At 34.3% G+C, this 17,300-nt stretch carries 17 protein-coding genes; 6 read left to right on the top strand and 11 right to left on the bottom strand.

The features are described from left to right. Positions 1–65 precede the first annotated feature (65 nt). The 5 genes from BMW37_RS12285 to BMW37_RS12265 form a co-directional block, all read right to left on the bottom strand. Positions 66–989, bottom strand: coding sequence for an HpcH/HpaI aldolase/citrate lyase family protein (locus BMW37_RS12285; protein ID WP_093321622.1), 924 nt, complete (start codon positions 987–989; stop codon positions 66–68). A 1-nt stretch (position 990) separates the two neighbouring features. Next, the gene (locus BMW37_RS12280) at positions 991–2,076 is read right to left on the bottom strand and encodes a cysteine protease StiP family protein (protein WP_093321619.1); all 1,086 of its coding nucleotides are present in this window, start codon (positions 2,074–2,076) and stop codon (positions 991–993) included. A gap of 193 nt (positions 2,077–2,269) precedes the next feature. Beyond that, the gene (locus BMW37_RS12275) at positions 2,270–3,040 is read right to left on the bottom strand and encodes a hypothetical protein (RefSeq protein WP_093321616.1); all 771 of its coding nucleotides are present in this window, start codon (positions 3,038–3,040) and stop codon (positions 2,270–2,272) included. 98 nt (positions 3,041–3,138) lie between these two features. Further along, on the bottom strand, positions 3,139–4,308 hold the full coding sequence (locus tag BMW37_RS12270) for a phosphoribosyltransferase domain-containing protein (RefSeq protein WP_093321613.1): 1,170 nt from the start codon (positions 4,306–4,308) through the stop codon (positions 3,139–3,141). 97 nt (positions 4,309–4,405) lie between these two features. Beyond that, positions 4,406–5,485 (bottom strand): ATP-grasp domain-containing protein, encoded by a 1,080-nt coding sequence (locus BMW37_RS12265; protein ID WP_143047651.1) that lies wholly within the window; start codon positions 5,483–5,485, stop codon positions 4,406–4,408. 357 nt (positions 5,486–5,842) lie between these two features. On the opposite strand from BMW37_RS12265, the gene BMW37_RS12260 reads away from it, so the two are divergent. The 6 genes from BMW37_RS12260 (at position 5,843) to BMW37_RS12235 (ending at position 10,549) form a co-directional block, all read left to right on the top strand. Next, positions 5,843–6,427: a TerD family protein gene (locus tag BMW37_RS12260; RefSeq protein WP_093321608.1), complete on the top strand. Its 585-nt coding sequence runs from the start codon at positions 5,843–5,845 to the stop codon at positions 6,425–6,427. Continuing rightward, a complete protein-coding gene (locus BMW37_RS12255; RefSeq protein WP_093321603.1) occupies positions 6,427–7,596 on the top strand; it encodes a TerD family protein in 1,170 nt (389 codons plus the stop codon). The genes BMW37_RS12260 and BMW37_RS12255 overlap by 1 nt, the downstream gene beginning before the upstream one ends. Before the next feature lie 66 nt (positions 7,597–7,662). After that, positions 7,663–8,118 (top strand): tellurite resistance TerB family protein, encoded by a 456-nt coding sequence (locus BMW37_RS12250; RefSeq protein WP_093321600.1) that lies wholly within the window; start codon positions 7,663–7,665, stop codon positions 8,116–8,118. Positions 8,119–8,139: 21 nt separating this feature from the next. Further along, positions 8,140–9,228: a TerC/Alx family metal homeostasis membrane protein gene (locus BMW37_RS12245; protein ID WP_093321598.1), complete on the top strand. Its 1,089-nt coding sequence runs from the start codon at positions 8,140–8,142 to the stop codon at positions 9,226–9,228. A 68-nt stretch (positions 9,229–9,296) separates the two neighbouring features. Beyond that, positions 9,297–9,875: a TerD family protein gene (locus tag BMW37_RS12240; RefSeq protein WP_093321594.1), complete on the top strand. Its 579-nt coding sequence runs from the start codon at positions 9,297–9,299 to the stop codon at positions 9,873–9,875. A 98-nt stretch (positions 9,876–9,973) separates the two neighbouring features. Continuing rightward, the gene (locus tag BMW37_RS12235; protein WP_093321591.1) at positions 9,974–10,549 is read left to right on the top strand and encodes a TerD family protein; all 576 of its coding nucleotides are present in this window, start codon (positions 9,974–9,976) and stop codon (positions 10,547–10,549) included. Between the two features lie 472 nt (positions 10,550–11,021). On the opposite strand, the gene BMW37_RS12230 is transcribed toward BMW37_RS12235, so the two are convergent. The 6 genes from BMW37_RS12230 to BMW37_RS12205 all read right to left on the bottom strand — a co-directional run bounded on the left by BMW37_RS12230 (position 11,022) and on the right by BMW37_RS12205 (position 16,990). Then, on the bottom strand, positions 11,022–11,789 hold the full coding sequence (locus BMW37_RS12230) for an ATP-binding cassette domain-containing protein (RefSeq protein WP_093321665.1): 768 nt from the start codon (positions 11,787–11,789) through the stop codon (positions 11,022–11,024). 23 nt (positions 11,790–11,812) lie between these two features. Then, a complete protein-coding gene (locus BMW37_RS12225; protein WP_093321587.1) occupies positions 11,813–12,811 on the bottom strand; it encodes a peptide ABC transporter ATP-binding protein in 999 nt (332 codons plus the stop codon). Beyond that, the gene (locus BMW37_RS12220) at positions 12,811–13,695 is read right to left on the bottom strand and encodes an ABC transporter permease subunit (RefSeq protein ID WP_093321582.1); all 885 of its coding nucleotides are present in this window, start codon (positions 13,693–13,695) and stop codon (positions 12,811–12,813) included. The genes BMW37_RS12225 and BMW37_RS12220 overlap by 1 nt, the downstream gene beginning before the upstream one ends. Continuing rightward, complete coding sequence (locus BMW37_RS12215; RefSeq protein WP_093321579.1) at positions 13,688–14,653, bottom strand: ABC transporter permease subunit; 966 nt, start codon at positions 14,651–14,653, stop codon at positions 13,688–13,690. Before BMW37_RS12215 ends, BMW37_RS12220 begins: the two co-directional genes overlap by 8 nt. An 82-nt stretch (positions 14,654–14,735) precedes the next feature. Then, complete coding sequence (locus BMW37_RS12210; protein ID WP_093321576.1) at positions 14,736–16,421, bottom strand: ABC transporter substrate-binding protein; 1,686 nt, start codon at positions 16,419–16,421, stop codon at positions 14,736–14,738. 221 nt (positions 16,422–16,642) lie between these two features. Continuing rightward, positions 16,643–16,990 carry a hypothetical protein gene (locus BMW37_RS12205; RefSeq protein ID WP_093321574.1) on the bottom strand — a complete coding sequence of 116 codons (348 nt, stop codon included), beginning with the start codon at positions 16,988–16,990 and terminating at the stop codon, positions 16,643–16,645. Positions 16,991–17,300: the final 310 nt, after the last annotated feature.

The following is a 17,300-nucleotide window of genomic DNA, read 5'->3' as shown; positions in this document are numbered from 1 at the left end:
GACTCATACCGCCATAAATATGGCGGTATGAGTGCTTATTAAACAAAATGTTAGCTATTATTTACTTAGTTGTGCTTAGTCATAAATTCTTGTACTTTATTTGGAAGTAACCCGTAAGCACCATACCTTTCTAGGAGATTACGTGCCCAAGTTGTATGGGTTGCAGGTTCACACATAGCGCCATCCATTTGAAAAACGGCTTTTTGCGCATTCATAATAGCTTGCGCCTCTGCGAATTCTGACGCTTTAACTTTCCATGCATCTTGAATAATTGGGATTTGGTTAGGATGTATTGCGGTTTTCCCAACTAATCCATGTGCAATATCTGATTTAAGTTCTAATTCTAAAATATCTAAATTTTCAATCAGTTCGCAAACAGGTGCAGTTAAAGCAAATCCTGTTGAACCAAAAACAGCGACGAGCATTTTAATGACATATCCAAGCGGTGTATCATAAATCGTCATATCTCTAGGACGTCTTAAGCCCAAAACAGACATTAAATCATTCCCACCAATCCGTAGTGCGAGAATTTTATTTTTATCTTTAAATGTACTTAATGAATCTGCAAGTTTCTGCATTTCAAGATAGCTAAATACATCTTGTGTTTCAAGAGTAGGAAGCCAATATAAATGAGTATCTTCCAATATTTCTTGCCATATTGGTAAAGAATCAAGTGTAAATTTAGGAAGTACCATCCCATCAATTTTTGAGAGATCACAGTGCTTAATTAACCTAATTGCTATATCGAAATTTCTGGGGCGAATGAATACTAGTGGCTTTTTAATTGAAAGTTTAATCTGGGTTGCTAATTGAGTAAAGTTTTCAAAAGCCTCTTCTAATTGTGATTCAGCTAAAGCATCTTCAAAGCAAATTACCATGGATTTTAAACCTGAAAGTTTTTCACCATGTATAATTTCAAGTATGTCGTGTCGAATGGCAGGCATGTAAAGTGTAGCACCTAGTGCATAAGGAGATATCTTCACCGGCATGTTAATTTACCCTTTTTATAATAGTTATGGCTCTATAGGGAGAGATTGCGTCTTGCATTTCAGTAACTATAATATTCTTTTGTTTGGCAAGATGTAATAATAAGGATACATCAGGATCTGTTTTATCCCTTACTATCACATGATCAGGTACCCGCCTAAGCACTGCTCTTGTTGCTTCAGCAATACCTGGCTTAATACGATTAATTTTATCGACTTGATACATTTTTTTCAAACGAAATATCACATTTTCACATTCTGTGCGGCTTGATTGATTAGCTAATCCATTTAAAAGCATCGACGAATCATTAATATCGATTAAAGAAGCTTGTTTTATATAGAGGTGAAAATGTCGTTCGACCGTTTCTATAAACTCATTACTACAACTAAATGCGCTTAGGTGTGTACAAAATACACACCCATGGAAGGAATTTTCTTGCCAAATCGAGCGGGACACTAAACCGGAAATAGGCGCACCTAATATCCCAAATGGTATTAACCAGTCCTCATTTGATGCGCTAAGCCAAGCAGAACCATATACATCTGCTAATACTACTAATCTAGGTATAGAAGGGTATCCACCTCTTTCATCGAGTGACAGTTTTAGTTGCTGGCTGATAGCACCTTTACCTGTCCAACCGTCTACAAATATAATTGAGTGTTTCTCATGTATCGATTCAACATAATTCATTGCGAATGAATCAATTCCCTTATCTCTAATTATACTGATGCCATAATGAAACACTTCATGTTTAAGTAACTTGAGCGCACGAGTCAATAATACTCCAAGAGGAACACCTGCTCGGACTAGGCTTAAAAGAACAATAGGCTTATCTTTATAAAGTAATTTAAGTGTGATAGCTAATTGCATCACTTCTTTAGCTAAACGATGCTCGTATTGTTTAAGTGCATTTTCATAAATACCTAGATGATCTAAAGAGGGTTCAGGTTCTTGACTGAGCATCTGAGAATAATGTTTTTCACCTGATTGAATTAAACGTTCTTTTTCTTCAATAGATGTCATTTCCATTTCAATTGGTTCTAGTAAAAATGTAATATCGTGTTGCGGGTAAATTCCTGAAAATGTCATTTTATATTTCTCGTTCAATCATAATGTTTGTTTGGAAATTACACTTTATTGTATTCATTAATGTTGGATATTGTTTCTAACAACCTGTATGTTTATCGAATCCATCAAAACTATTTAATTTAGCAGATGTGACTCGTTAGGTTACAAGTTAAATTCAATGTTCAACTTGGAGGGTATACAGGGTAAACTGATTTTAATTATGCTTAATTGTTGAATTGAATACTTCAAATAATTGTCCATGACTTGGCATACCAAACCAATCACATTGTTTTAAAAAAGTATGATCGCTCACACTGTCTCCTAGTCCTAAGACAGGTGTGTCCGGTTGCAGCTCTCTTAACTTAGAAAGTAAAAATCTTGTTGCATGACCTTTTTCAATGCAATTAGGTAACCATGCAATATTATTGCTATTCCTATGAACATAAAATCCCTCTAGGCCAGTTTCTTTATCGATTTGATTACAAAGCTGATAAAGCTCTTCAATTTTTTTACTATCCCGGTGCTTTGCAACAAGGTAAATATTAAGCTTGTCATATTCAGTATTCATACGTACCCAAGCATCTATACCAGAAGATTCAATTCTTTGCTCTAGTAATGCCTGTTTTTGCTTCAGAATATCTTGATATTTGGCAAGCTCTAGTTCAATGTGCTCACGCCAGACAATATCTGGTTGGTTATTTTTATCAAGGATTACTGCACCATGGGTAGTAATTTTCCAGTCTTGAAAGGAAATCTGAACACGACTAATTTCTTCTGTTCCTCTAGCCGTAATTGGGATTAATTGTGTAGAAGTTAAAAGCCAATTTATCCAATTGTACTGTGTTTTAGTCATAAAGCTTCGAGCTTTACCTGTTTGGTCTATTGCTGCCGTTTTAAAAGCTGCAGAATAACCATATTCTGTAATTTTCCGTTGTGTTTGAAATAGGGTATCATCAAGATCGCATAAAAAAATGGGTTTGAACATAGCTAGCTCTTAAAAATTTAAGTAATTACATTAGTTAAATGAGTGTTTTTTTATTTATAATTGTTAATTAAATAGCAAATAGAATGAATCTCATAAATTTAACCATCAAATAGAGAAAACACAGTAACTTTTTGTGCACAGTGTTTTAGTGCATGAATAAATTCATCATCTATACTACAAGACTCGGTTTCAACACATAAAATGATATGATCGAAATGTTGATGACTTATATTATAACAGTAGTGCGTCACGCCTTCTCCATAATTATCACTAAACTGCAAAGCAGATTCAATTGCTAACCCTAATGCAATAGGTGACCTTGTCGTAGCACTGAATTTTACTATATATCCAAAATTTTCCAGCTCTTCGGCTAATAAAAAGGGAATATATGCAAATTCACTACTACCTAAGACTAGAACTGATGGATTAGTGCTTTGACCAGTTTGCTGCTTAGTGAATCTATGCTGATTAAAGAAATGAGCAAATAAACTGTCAATATTAGGCCTTTTATAGATTCCTTCACGTCCAAAATTATAATGTGTTGCAATTTTGCACCCAGTTTGGAATTTTCCTATATGTGAAGGCATCACAACCTCAGGTGCGCAAGGTTCAGGCTGCCATTCCCAATGTCCATTAATCAACGATAATTCTTCTACAGGGATATTGACACAATTACTAAGAGCTTTATTTGACCAGTTTGTTAACGTGATAGTAACTAATTTCTCAACATCTCTAAGTCCAGCTGCGACTAATCCTTGATACAAATTTAAAAATGTCTTTCCAGTAGTCGCTTCATCATCAACTAATATAAGAGTTTTAGCGTTTAGTAATTGTTCTTGTTTCGTTATATTATTAGGTTTGTAGATGATATGATCTGTTGCATGACTATGTTCTTCCTTAAATTCACAAAATTTATCTGTATTCGGCAGTTCATGACGAGTTGAGATCATAAATAAGGCATTTGGGTATTGCGTAATTGCTTCTTCAAAAATACCACTTCCTAAACCAATCGCAGTTTCAGCCATACCAAAAAAAACGATAGGTTCGGGTAAATCCATTGGAATTTTATTTGCTAAAGTACGATAGCTTTGGCGCATAATACTTGGGCTTACTGGAATATGTTTACCTAATATTTTACTCACAAACAAAAATGAACGCTTTGGATTACGTCTTTGAGCAAAAGAAAAAAGAGCATCTAATTTTGGTTCGAGTTGTATTGTGCTGACTTTTATCGTGCCAGTAGGTAATTGTGCTTTAATATGCTGCAAAGTGACTCCATTATGTCAATTATGATTAAGTTAATCTTTATGCTAATGATATAAATAATTACTTTTAAAAATAGAGCTTTATAGGACGTTTTATATACTATAACGTCTCATGATAAATTGTGTTGGTTGAATTGTTATCTAAAAGTGGTATTGCGCAGCTATCAACTTTAATTAAAACCTCTTTAAATAAAGGGGTATACTTGGTTAAAATAGCTTCTTTTGTAAGTCCCATGTAAAAATAATCAAAAAATACCTTAGCAATATTTATTCCAGAAGCTTTAGAAAAACAAACCCCTCCACTAGGTCGTAGGTTGGCTTCAAGCAACCATGGTTTTCCTGATTCATCATTAATCGTCTGAATATTAATTAATCCATCAGCTTTAAGCAGCTGTGCACATTTTTTTGCCAGCTCAATAGCATCACAATTAAGACTAATTTTCTGATATTTTGACTCTTTAATTCTGGCAATTGCAAAAATAACTTGCCCTTCATCGACTATCATATCAACTGATGTTTCAGCACCTTTAAAATAAGGCATAATTAGTTGAGGCTTGAAATTATTCGATAGTTTCATAGCTTGAATGTAAGCTTGTGGATTTATAACATTTATATTAGGATTCAAAATATGTTGATTCATTGGCGCATCAGGTTTAAAACGCCAAAACCCAAGGCCATAAATTCCTCTAACAGGCTTTATACATAAATTAGCCCCAAATGTACTAAAGGGTGAAGAGGATAATGCCTCCTCTAATCTTGATTGGTTTTCAATTAAAATGGCAGGTACGACATCTAACTGATGTTCACACATCAAATTGGTAAATGCCGATTTATTATCAGCAATTTCAAAATCCTGTTCACTACAGGCGCCTGCAATTAAACGAACCCCAAGCGATTTTAAATCTGCTTGATAATGGATAAGTCCATGTCCTACAGCTCCTGCATGGACAACACGAATATCATGTTTTGATAAAATATCCATCAGGAAATTTATTTTAGCTTGGTCATGTTTTGGTTCAATGTAACTAATATCAGCTTCTTGTAATATTTCATATCTAAAATCACTATGAGAAGCAATTACAATCGGGCTATTACTTGATAATAGTTCAAAAGCTATTTCTTTAGCGCCTAAGATAAGCTCTCTTTGGGATGATACCCCCTGCATGTATATTATAGCCACTCAAATAACCCCTTTTAATAATAAACTGTTAACATCTGATTAATTATACACTAACAATACATAAGACAAAATAAATCCTAATATATGATTCTCATGAATCATTTAGGTCTTTGAAATTTTCACCTAAAAAAAATTAATTGCATCAATATTGGAAAGAAATAATATAAAGATTGACTAGTGAGTTATTTTCTATAAAAATGGGGGAAAAACTATGAGTGTTATATGTCAGTTGTAAAATTTACTTACTTTTTTTACAATATACAGTTAAATAAAAGTAATTCAAAGCAGTAGTACGAAAAAATGCAATTTATCATAGGTTCTCACACATTTTATCATCAACATAGATAGGAGCAAATCGTGGTATCATTAACTAAAAATCAAACAGTATCTTTGACAAAATCAGCCGCATCAACGCTTTCAACAATTGGCATTGGTTTAGGTTGGGATCCTCTAAAGAAAAAAGGCTTTCTAGCTAATCTTTTTGGTGGTAATGATGAAATTGATTTAGATGCATCATGTCTATTACTTGATGCATCAGGTCAACCCCTTGATTTAGTTTGGTTTCAGCAATTAAGATCGCAATGTGGAAATATTGTTCATAGTGGCGACAACCAAACGGGTGAAGGTGATGGTGATGATGAAATCATTCGGGTTAATCTTGCAAGTTTACCTAGCCAAGTTGAATATTTAGCTATTACTGTTAATAGTTTTCGTGGTCAAACTTTTAATGAAGTTGAAAATGCATTTTGCCGCGTCTTTGATAACCAAACAGGAAAAGAATTAGTTCATTTTAAACTTGCAGAACAAGGACCTCATACAGGAATTTTAATTGCTTCATTATCCCGTTCTGGTGGAGAATGGAATTTTAAAGCGCATGGCATGGCTTGTGAGGGTAGAGCTGTACCTGAAATGTTACCACAAATTGTTAGGGCTATACTGTAATGCAAAACTTAACCGCTGGTGGCAATGCCCCTGTTCCTAACGAGCTATTGACGATTAGAATTTTATCTGGTCATCCATCTGATATTTCTGCATTTAGATTGTATGATAATGCAAAAGTAAAAGGTGATGCTGATATGATCTTTTATGGTCAAAAAAATAGTGATGATGGTGCTGTTAGACTCATTGCGGAGGGAACCAACACTATTTTTGAAATTAATTTGGATAAAATTGGTCCCGATGTACAGAAAATTGCATTTTCTTCAACGTGCGATGAAGGTAAAACAATTTCTCAACTTGGTTCATTAATTATACAGGTTGAAAATAAAAATAATATACTGATTAAATCTGAAGTTGAAATGGTAGGTAGAACTGAGGCGGCATTAATTCTAGGAGAATTATACAAGCGAAATAATGAATGGAAATTCAGATTTGTGTCCCAAGGTTTTAATGGTGGTTTAAAGCCCTTAGCTGAATTTTTTGGGGTTGACGTTTCAGATGATGCACCAACACCTCCTGAGCCTATCATTAATACTGCGCCTGCAAACCCATCTACAGTTAACTTAAATAAAATTTCACTTACTAAAAATAGCCCTAGTATTAATTTGAGTAAAAAAACGGATTTTGGCTTAATAAAAGTTAATTTGAATTGGAACCAAAACCCTACTCAAAACTCAACTGGTTTTATGAATAAATTATTCAGCGGCAATGGTAAGATTGATCTTGATTTAGGTGCTTTTATCAGGTTTAAAGATGGAGATGCAGATATTGTCCAGGCACTTGGTAATCGTTTTGGTAATTTAGATAGAGACCCCTATGTAAAATTACTAGCTGATGATAGAACCGGGAGTAGTGCTACAGGTGAATGGTTACACATCAATGGTGAAAAATGGCATCATATAGCTGAAATATTGATTTTCACCTTTATTTATGAAGGTGTACCTAATTGGTCTAAAACTGATGCAGTGGTAACTTTACATGTCCCTAATGAACCACCGATTGAAACACAGTTAACTGAAGGAAATGATCGCTTTAACATGTGCGCTATTGCAAGAATTGTTAATCAAAATGGCAGTATGAATGTTGAACGCATCGACAGATATTTCGCAGGACATAAAGATTTAGATAATGCTTTTGGTTGGGGCTTTAGTTGGAAAGCTGGTAGCAAATAAAATTAGCATAATGCATAAGTGATCATAAGCATGCTTATGCTTTTACAATACAATTATGGAGTTAAAATGTCTTTTTTTGATAAATTAAAAAATGCTGTAAGTTCTACTAGAGATGAGTTAACAAATCAAGTTTCTCGTTTTAAAAACAAAAAATTCATGGAAGGTACAATTGCAGTCTGCGCAAGTATTAGCATGGCTTCTAACGGTGCAAGTAGTGAAGAGAAACAAAAAATGGTTCAATTCATTCAAAACTCTCCGGAATTAAAAGTATTTAAAACTGAAGAAGTTATTACTTTTTTTAACAAACTTGCAAGTAATTTCGAGTTTGATATTGAAATAGGAAAAGGTGAGGCATTTAAATACCTTATGGCCCTTAGAGATCAACCAGAAGCTGCTCAATTAGCACTTCGTGTTGGGATTGCTGTTGCTAAAAGTGATGGTGATTTTGATTCAAAAGAACAAGCGATGGCTAAAGAAATTTGTGTCGCTTTGAATTTAGATCCTGCATCATTTCAGTTATAATTTCTCAAAGGATAAAATAGTATGACCGCTTTTTTTGAAAGCCTTCTAAATAATTCACAGATTCAAACTACTTTAGTTTTTGTTGTATTAGCAGTTGGCGCAATTTGTATCGATCTTTTCATGCATAGAGATGACAAGCCAATCTCTTTAAAAAGTGCTATCGCTTGGTCTATATTTTGGATAGGTATTGCCTTAGTGTTTGCAGTCTACCTTTATTTCTTTGGTGAAAAAGTAGATGAAAACGGAAATGTATTGATATCAGGTAAAGAGATGTCTAGTTTATACCTTACAGGGTATGCGCTTGAAAAAGTGTTATCTGTGGATAATTTATTTGTGATAATGGCAATCTTTTCATGGTTTGCAGTACCTGAAGGTGTAAGACATAGAGTTCTTTACTGGGGAATTATAGGTGCGATAGTATTTAGAGGTATTTTTGTTGCGATAGGGACAGGTTTACTTGCTTTAGGGCCATGGGTAGAGGTGCTTTTTGCAATTATAGTAGGCTGGACTGCAGTTATGATGCTTAAAAGTGGCGATGATGATGATGAAATCGAAGATTACTCTCAACATTTAGCTTATAGAATGGTCAAAAAATTCTTTCCAGTATGGCCAAAGATTTATGGCAATAAATTCTTCATGCGTCAAAGTGAAGTAGATGTTGAGTTAGCTAAACCTGAAAATGCTGAAATTACAATAGGGCGCGTACAAAAAGCGACATGGTATGCAACACCATTGTTACTTTGTTTAGCAGTCGTTGAATTATCCGATGTAATGTTTGCATTTGATTCCGTGCCAGCAGTTATTGCGGTGAGTCGTGAGCCAATTATCGTCTATAGTGCAATGATGTTTGCCATTTTAGGTCTAAGGACACTCTATTTCGTATTAGAAGCATTAAAAGGTTTCTTAGCCCATCTTGAAAAAGCTGTTATTGTATTGTTATTTTTTATTGCATTTAAACTAGGTTTAAATGCAACAGATCATCTTTTCCATCATGGTTATGGGATTTCAGCTACAGTTAGTCTAATTGTTGTACTAGTTGTATTAGCAATTGGTATTATTGCGAGTGTCATGTTTCCTGAAAAAGCAGAAGATGAAACAAAATCAAATTAAACCATTACCCTAGAATATCATCTAGGGTTGTCGATATTCGATTTCATAACCTATAAAAGGAGTTTATAATGAGTGTATCTTTGTCTAAAGGTGGTAATGTATCATTAAGTAAATCAGATCCAAGTCTTAAACGTGTCCGTATTGGTTTAGGTTGGGACGTTCGTGAAACTGATGGTGTTGATTTTGACTTAGATGGTTCTGCATTTTTATTAACTGATTCAGGTAAAGTCCGTGCTGATAGTGATTTTATATTCTACAATAATTTAAAATCAACAGATGGTTCTGTAGAACATACTGGTGACAATCGCACTGGTGATGGTGACGGAGATGATGAATCGTTGATAATTACTTTTGATAATGTACCTTCAGAAGTTACTAAAGTCGCAATTACAGTAACAATTCATGATGCTGAAGCACGTCGCCAGAACTTTGGTATGGTTAGTAATGCATTTATGCGTGTTGTTAATGAAGATAGTAATGTTGAAATTGCCCGATTTGACTTAACTGAAGATGCTTCGACTGAGACTGCTATGATTTTTGGTGAACTTTATCGTCATAATGGTGAATGGAAGTTCAGAGCGGTTGGTCAAGGTTATCAAGGTGGTCTTGCAGCAATGTGCAAACAATTTGGGATTAATGTAGGTTAATTTTTTAAAGTGGATATTTGTACATTGTTTTGTGCATTTAATATATGGGTTGACTCCCATTATAACTAAAGCTGTATCATTAAAATAAAGAGGATATTATGGCTGTTTCATTAACTAAAGGTGGTAATGTTTCATTAACAAAAGAAGCTCCTTCAATGAAAACTGCATTAGCTGGCTTAGGTTGGGATGCGCGTGTAACTGATGGAAGCGCTTTTGACTTAGATGCGTCTGTTTTTATGGTAGGAGAAAATGGTAAAGTTTTATCAGATCAAGGTTTCATTTTCTTTAACCAAAAAACAAGCCCATGTGGTAGTGTTGAACATCAAGGAGATAACTTGACTGGTGAGGGTGACGGTGATGATGAGCAAGTTAAAGTTCACTTCGATAAAATTCCTGCAGATATCAAAAAACTTGTCTTCTCAGTGACTATCCATGAAGCTGAAACAAGAAACCAAAATTTTGGTATGGTTAGCAACGCATATATTCGCGTTGTTAATGCTGACGGCAATGTTGAAATTGCTCGTTTTGATTTATCAGAAGATGCATCTACTGAAACTGCAATGATTTTTGGCGAGTTATATCGTCATAATGATGAATGGAAGTTTAAAGCTATAGGCCAAGGTTTTAGTGGTGGTTTAGCAGCTTTAGCAAAACAACATGGTGTTAACGTCTAGCTTTATATAAAATTTGGGGCTGCTTAGTTATTTAGTAACATCAGCCCTAATTTCTAAACTAATTACTTAATTTATTAGATAGAATGACATTAAGATTTCATCTAACACCATATAAATCAAAACATTAAAATTTCAAGTACTTTAAAAGCCCCCCATTTTACATCCCTTTCTTATAATTCTGATTTATGCTTCTCTCATTTATTTTACCCCCTAGACAGCGATTAATTATTTGATTTATAAGCAATCAGAAAACCTATTTAAGTAAATAAGCTTAACATAACTAACACTTTTTTAAATTAATTTTGTTCGATTAATCCTTATTTAAAACTATTCATAGATTAAACAAGGATATACTAAAAAAACATTTCGATTAAATAAAAAATCAGCAATTAATAATCGTTAATACATACAAAACAAGCATATATGATATTTTGATTAAACAATAAATAGAGCATTTAGATAAACTCACTGCTTATATTCTGGAGTTAAGCAATTGTTTTGTTACCTGATGTTTGGGATTATTCACAATTTCAGTCACTTCACCTGACTCAATAATTTCACCTTCATGCATTACAATAACAAAATCGCTTATATGTTTCATTATTTCAATGTCTTGTGTAACATAAATAAATGTAATATCTTCTTTTTCTTGTAATTCAAGCATCAAGTTGATCATTTGCGCCCTAATTGGCATATCAAGTGCAGCTAAAGGTTCATCAGCTATGATAATCAAAGGCTGTAATATAATAGCCCTCGCCATGGCAACACGTTGTTTTTGTCCTGCAGCAAGCATATATGGGTAATATTCTGCATGTTCAACTAATAATCCTACTTGCTTAAGTGTTTTATGTATAAGCTCAATTCTCTTGGCTTTATCCCATTGAGAATTAAGCTCCAAGGTCATATCTAATATTTCACCAACTCGCTGCTGGGGATTTAATGAAGCGGCAGGGTCTTGGAAAATCATCCTAATCATTTGAGAGCGAATTGAATAATCACCATGCACTAATACTTGATTACCAATCGTTATCTCACCAGCAGTAGGCTCAAGCATACCAACAAGCATTTTTGCTAAAGTTGATTTCCCCGATCCATTAGGACCAATTATAGCGAGAGTTTGTTTTGCTTTAACTGTAAAAGAAGAGGGCTTTACTGCGTGAAGTGTTTCAGTACGTCCTAAGCCTGTTTTGAAAGTGAAAATTTTCTCTATTGCGTTAACTGTCAATAAAATATCATTCATCATAATTATAGCCTAGTAGTGCGTTAATGCTCATTTAAAGGAAAATGACATGCAACAGCATGATTTCGGTCTTTAATCAAAAGAGGCCTTTCAATACACTCCCTTTGCGCGTAAATACATCTAGGACCTAAACGACATCCTACAGGGAGATGCTCAAGAGCAGGAATTGCACCAGGAAGCGTATCTAATCGACTTTTGTGCTCGACTTGACGACTAAAGTCAGGAATAGAATGGATTAATGCATCCGTATAAGGATGTCTTGGTGATTTCAATAAATCCTGAGTATCGGCACTTTCAACGGTCTGACCGCAATAAAGAACATTAATTCTATCAGCCCATTTACTTAATATTCTTAAATCATGACTTATTAATAATATTGCCATATCATTATTTTGGTTTAGGCTAGATAATAATCTAAAAATTTGAGCCTCAGTTGTGACTTCCATAGCACTCGTTGGTTCATCAGCAATCAACAATCTTGGTTGATTTGCAATTGCAATTGCAATCATTACTTTTTGACATTCACCATCTGTGAGTTCATTAGGGTAAGAACGCATGATATCGACATGGTCTCTGATACCAACCCGGTGTAATAATTGGATTGCTCGCTCCTTGCGCCAATAAAAACGTTGCCACCACTTACCTTTGAAACTAGATTTATGCAACGCTAGCATTAGCTGTTTACCAATTTTCATAGACGGATCTAAACATGATTGAGGCTCTTGCATAATAAACCCCACGTTTTCCGAAACCCATTTGCGCTGCTCTTTAGCAGAAAGTTTAAATATCTCAACGTCTGCTAATCTGAATCTATCAGCTTGTAGGCACCAATCATCTTTTTTCATACCACTAATAACTTTTGCTATGATACTTTTCCCTGAACCGGACTCACCAACAAGCCCTAATATTTCACCAGGATTAATCGTTAAACTCACTCTATCAAGTGCTTTAATCGGCTTACCGTCATTAGAGCGCGTTTCTTCAAAATGAATTGAAAGATTACGAATATCAAGAATTGGCATTAGCTGACTCCTTTAATAATTGCTCGGCTGACACCAAAACCAAATAAATTAATTGAAAGTACCGTTATGAAGATTGCTAAACCTGGCAACATAACAGTCCAAGGCGCAATAAAAATAGATTCCAATGAATTTCCTATCATTGTACCCCATTCAGAAGAGGGCAACTGAGCACCAAGATCTAAAAAGCCAAGCGCAGAAATATCTAATATGGCTAAAGAAAACGTTCTTGTAAATTCATTGACTAACAATGGGCTAATGTTAGGTATAATTATTTTTCTCACGATAAAGGCTAAGTTAGCACCATCTAAACGTAATACTGACACATATTCTTTGTCTAATTCATCACTGATAGCTCCATACAATGTCACTGTTAAGCGTGGGAGTAATGCAAGTGCCACAGCAATCGATGCATTAAGCAATGATGCTTCCATAAAAGCAATTAAAATAATTGCTAAAAGCAAAGAAGGGATTGAAAGTAATATATCTAGTATATGATTAATTATAAGTGCACGCACATGATGGCCAAGGGCAATAAATAAGCTTAGAGATATACCTATTAGAAATACAATTAGTGCAACAAGTAACCCACTTCCAAAAGTTGCTGGCACGCCGGCTATAATGCGACTTAAAATGTCACGACCCAGATCATCAGTCCCTAAGACGAATCTCAAGTCTGCAGATTGAGCCCATATTGGTGGCATAAGCGTATAATCCAAGAATTGCTCATTAATTGGATAAGGTTTGATAAATTCTCCGATAAAGGTCAAAATAATCAATCCAAGTACTATATAGGCACCGACTTTACAGAGCAAATCTTTTTGAAATGCGTGCCATGTATTACGCCATCTAGAATAGGTTATTTTTTCGTGATAGATACTATCCAAGCGTTTGCCACTCCTTTGCTTTACTAGGGGAAAGTAGAACTGCAAAAATATTTGTTAATGTATTGACAATTATTACAAATAAACCGATTGCTAGCACACCTGCTGAGATTGAACCATAATCATCTTGGCGTATAGAATTGATTAACCAGCGACCTATACCAGGCCAAGTAAAGACATATTCTGTAATAATAGCCATTGTTAGCATACTTGAAAAAAGTGAACCAAATCGCGGAATTAATTGGGGGATAGCATTTGGCAATATATGTCGTCTAATGAGGGCAAATGATGAAATACGTCTTGTTTTAGCCGCTCTCACAAACAGGGTATTATTAATCTCAATACAATTATTTCGCACTAAATAAGTGATTTCAGCAAGTGGTGCAAGTGTAAGCGTGATAACAGGTAATAACAAATGTTTGAACATATCTTCAATAACAGCTTGCCGTAATGGATTAGGTATCTGCCATAAATCAAAAAATAAAAAACCAGTTTGATAGGGAATTTCATAGCGCCAATCTAAGCGACCAGAAAGGGGTAATGACTCATAAGTTAGTGAGAAAAAAAGTATCAATAGCAGCCCTAACCAAAGAACAGGAAGAGAGAAACCTATTAAAGAAAAAACACGCAAAAATCTATCAATAAAACTGTCTTCTAATAATCCTGATAAAACGCCAAGTGGTATCCCTAAAGCTAATGCAACGATAAAAGACAAAAGGGCAAGTTCAATTGTGGCGGGAAATACTTCGAGCAATTGTTCTAAAATGGATTGCTCACTAACTGAAGAAGTGCCTAAATCACCACTAGATAACATTGTTAAATAATATTTTAATGCATCAAAGAACGGCTTACTCTCAAGAGGAGCATCACTTGGTAACCAACTAATACTGAAGCTTATAATGATAAGTAAGCATAAAGTCACAGATAGTAAAAGTGTTCTTTGTAATAAAAATGGAATCATATCATTATCTTGTGTTAATTAAATATAAGCTCTATCTGAGCAGGATAAGCAAACTTAGTCAAAATTAGAATTTGATGATGGCTTAATTTTTTTCTCTATAGCGCTCAAGCTTCATAAAGCTAAAGTTACCTTGTGTTAAGCTATGAGTATTTGTAATTGATTTATCATAGACCAACATATTTCGCGAATATGCTAATGGTAATATAGGCAGCTCATTTGCAAGCAATTGTTGAGCTTTTTGATAATACGCTTTTCTTAATAAAAAATCATCTGTCATATTTGCTTTATCTAAGTAACCATCGAAAACAGGATTGCACCAATTTGAATGATTAGTTCTAGCACCAATCGCATCACAACTCAAAACAGGGCGTAAAAATGTATCTGGATCAGCATTTGGAGCATTCCAGCCAGTTAGTTCTAAATCAACTGAATGAGTATCAAAATAGCTTGGTCTATATTGGCCATCATGCACAATAATTTTTACGTCTATTCCCACTGCTGCTAAATCAGATTGAATAAGCTCTGCCATCTTTATTGGGCTTGGATTAAACGGTTCTGGATTTGAGGAAACTCTTAGCGTCAGAGAAATATTTTCAAGTCCTTTTTCTTTTAAAATGTGTTTACTTTGTTCAGGGACGTAATGGGTGATTTGTATTGATGGGTCAAAAGCCCAGTGATAGGATGGCAAAAATGCACTTGCAGTTTCAGCTGTATCTAAATAAATAGATTGCATTAATCTTGGATTATTTATCGCAAATGCCACGGCATTACGGATAGCAGGATCGTTTAAAGGGTACTTTTGTGTATTGAATGATAAAAAAGCAGTACCAAATGTCAATCGTTCTAATCTATTAAGCCTATGCTGCTTATCAATAGTTGCAAGTTGAGCTGCTGCAGGATAGGCTAGCATATCACATTCATTTGAAAGCAATTTAGACAAGCGTCCTACGCCACTTGAAGATAATTCAATAATCACTTGCTCAAACATCCTATCATTGAGTTTAGGAATTTGCCAAGCGTATGGATGCCTTATTAAGCGAATATACTCATCTACTAGGTAGCTGTCTAATTTAAACGCACCTGTGCCTATTGGTTTTTTATCAAATTGGTCAATTGAATTATTAGCTTTAAGTTGCTGTGCATACTCAGCAGAAAGTATAGGTGAATAATAACTACCAAGATGAGATAAAAAAGATTGATCTGGATGATACAAATTAAATCTCACACTATAATCATCTAGTTTCTCGATAGAACGTATTCTGGCTTTTAAATTAATTGCTTGGAAATAAGGAAAGAAATGGTTTTGGTAAAAAGGGTTATTCGAATTAATTAATCTATCAAAACTAAATATCACGTCGTCTGCTATCAATGTTCTTGATGGTTTAAAGTAAGGTGTCGTATGAAACGGTATGCCTTCATTTAAATAAAAGGTCACTGAAAGCTTATCTTCAGATACTTCCCAGCGTTTGGCTATTTCTGGAAGAAAATCAGTTAAAGATTCGTTACTGCGTATTAACCTGTTATAGAGCTGTGGTCCAATGATGTCAATTGCTATTCCTTTAGCTGATTGCTGGGGATTAAATGTGTGGAAAACTCCATTAGCACAGTAAACAAGACGGTTATCAATAATTCTGCTAATAAGGGCTTGATCTAGCTTTTTAGCTTGGCTAGTGATGCTTTCATTTGATTGATTAGCTGTGCCTAAGCTAGATGCTACCCCAATTAAGCAAATCATCAAACGGCTTAAAATTGCATAAAACTTAGTCACGATTCATATATCCTATTGTCAATATAGATAAACATACGGAAGTAAATTATTGCTATTTAGATTACTTTTAGATTAATGACCATGCCCGATAAGCCCCCATGAAATATATCATTAAATACTAATATATAAAATAATGAGAATTGAGTAATCGCAGGTAATATCAATTTTTTTGAAGCTATGATCAACTGTTTATCAGATTAAATATACTTATTGTAAGTTAATTAAAGTCCAAAAACTTCCACGTAAAAGGTCCCATCTCCATCCTCTGTTTTTTGAACTGTATAAGTAATAGGGATAGTATTTGTATTATCTTTTAACGTCAAACTTAAGTCAGCTGCACAATTATATAAATCAATTTTTTCATCATGAGACTGTGTTCTTACGCTCTCAACTTCAAATGTCATCCCTTGAAATTCTTTAAAAAGATCAACTCTTTGTAGTTCTTCCTGTGCAATTTCAATCACAAGTTGTTTTGCATCGGCGCTGTTACATTCTGGTGTAGAATCGCTACAACCCACTAATGACGCCCCGCTAAGTAAAATCGCGCTAGTGAAAATATTTCTTTTCATATCTCTATATCTCCGTTGATAAAATTAAATGCTACATTTTGCATTTTGGAAATTGTGACAAAGTAATGTATATGATGATTACTCAATACTTCACCTATTACATTTAATTGAAAATACATAGTTTGATTTTACAACCGACAGAGTCACATCACAAGACATAAAAAAACTGTTCACTAAAGTATTCTCAGTTAAATTAGTTTAGCTTATTATTTATTATGAGAGCTTTGCATTTATGCTCTGCATCTCGCTAGTTACATCAAAAATCTATTTTTTAAAAAATAGATTTTTGGAAAAATTTTTTTTCCTGTTT

Source organism: Thorsellia anophelis DSM 18579 (assembly GCF_900111395.1).
Taxonomy (GTDB): Bacteria; Pseudomonadota; Gammaproteobacteria; order Enterobacterales; family Thorselliaceae; genus Thorsellia; species Thorsellia anophelis.
This window is presented reverse-complemented; position numbering and strand designations above follow the sequence as displayed.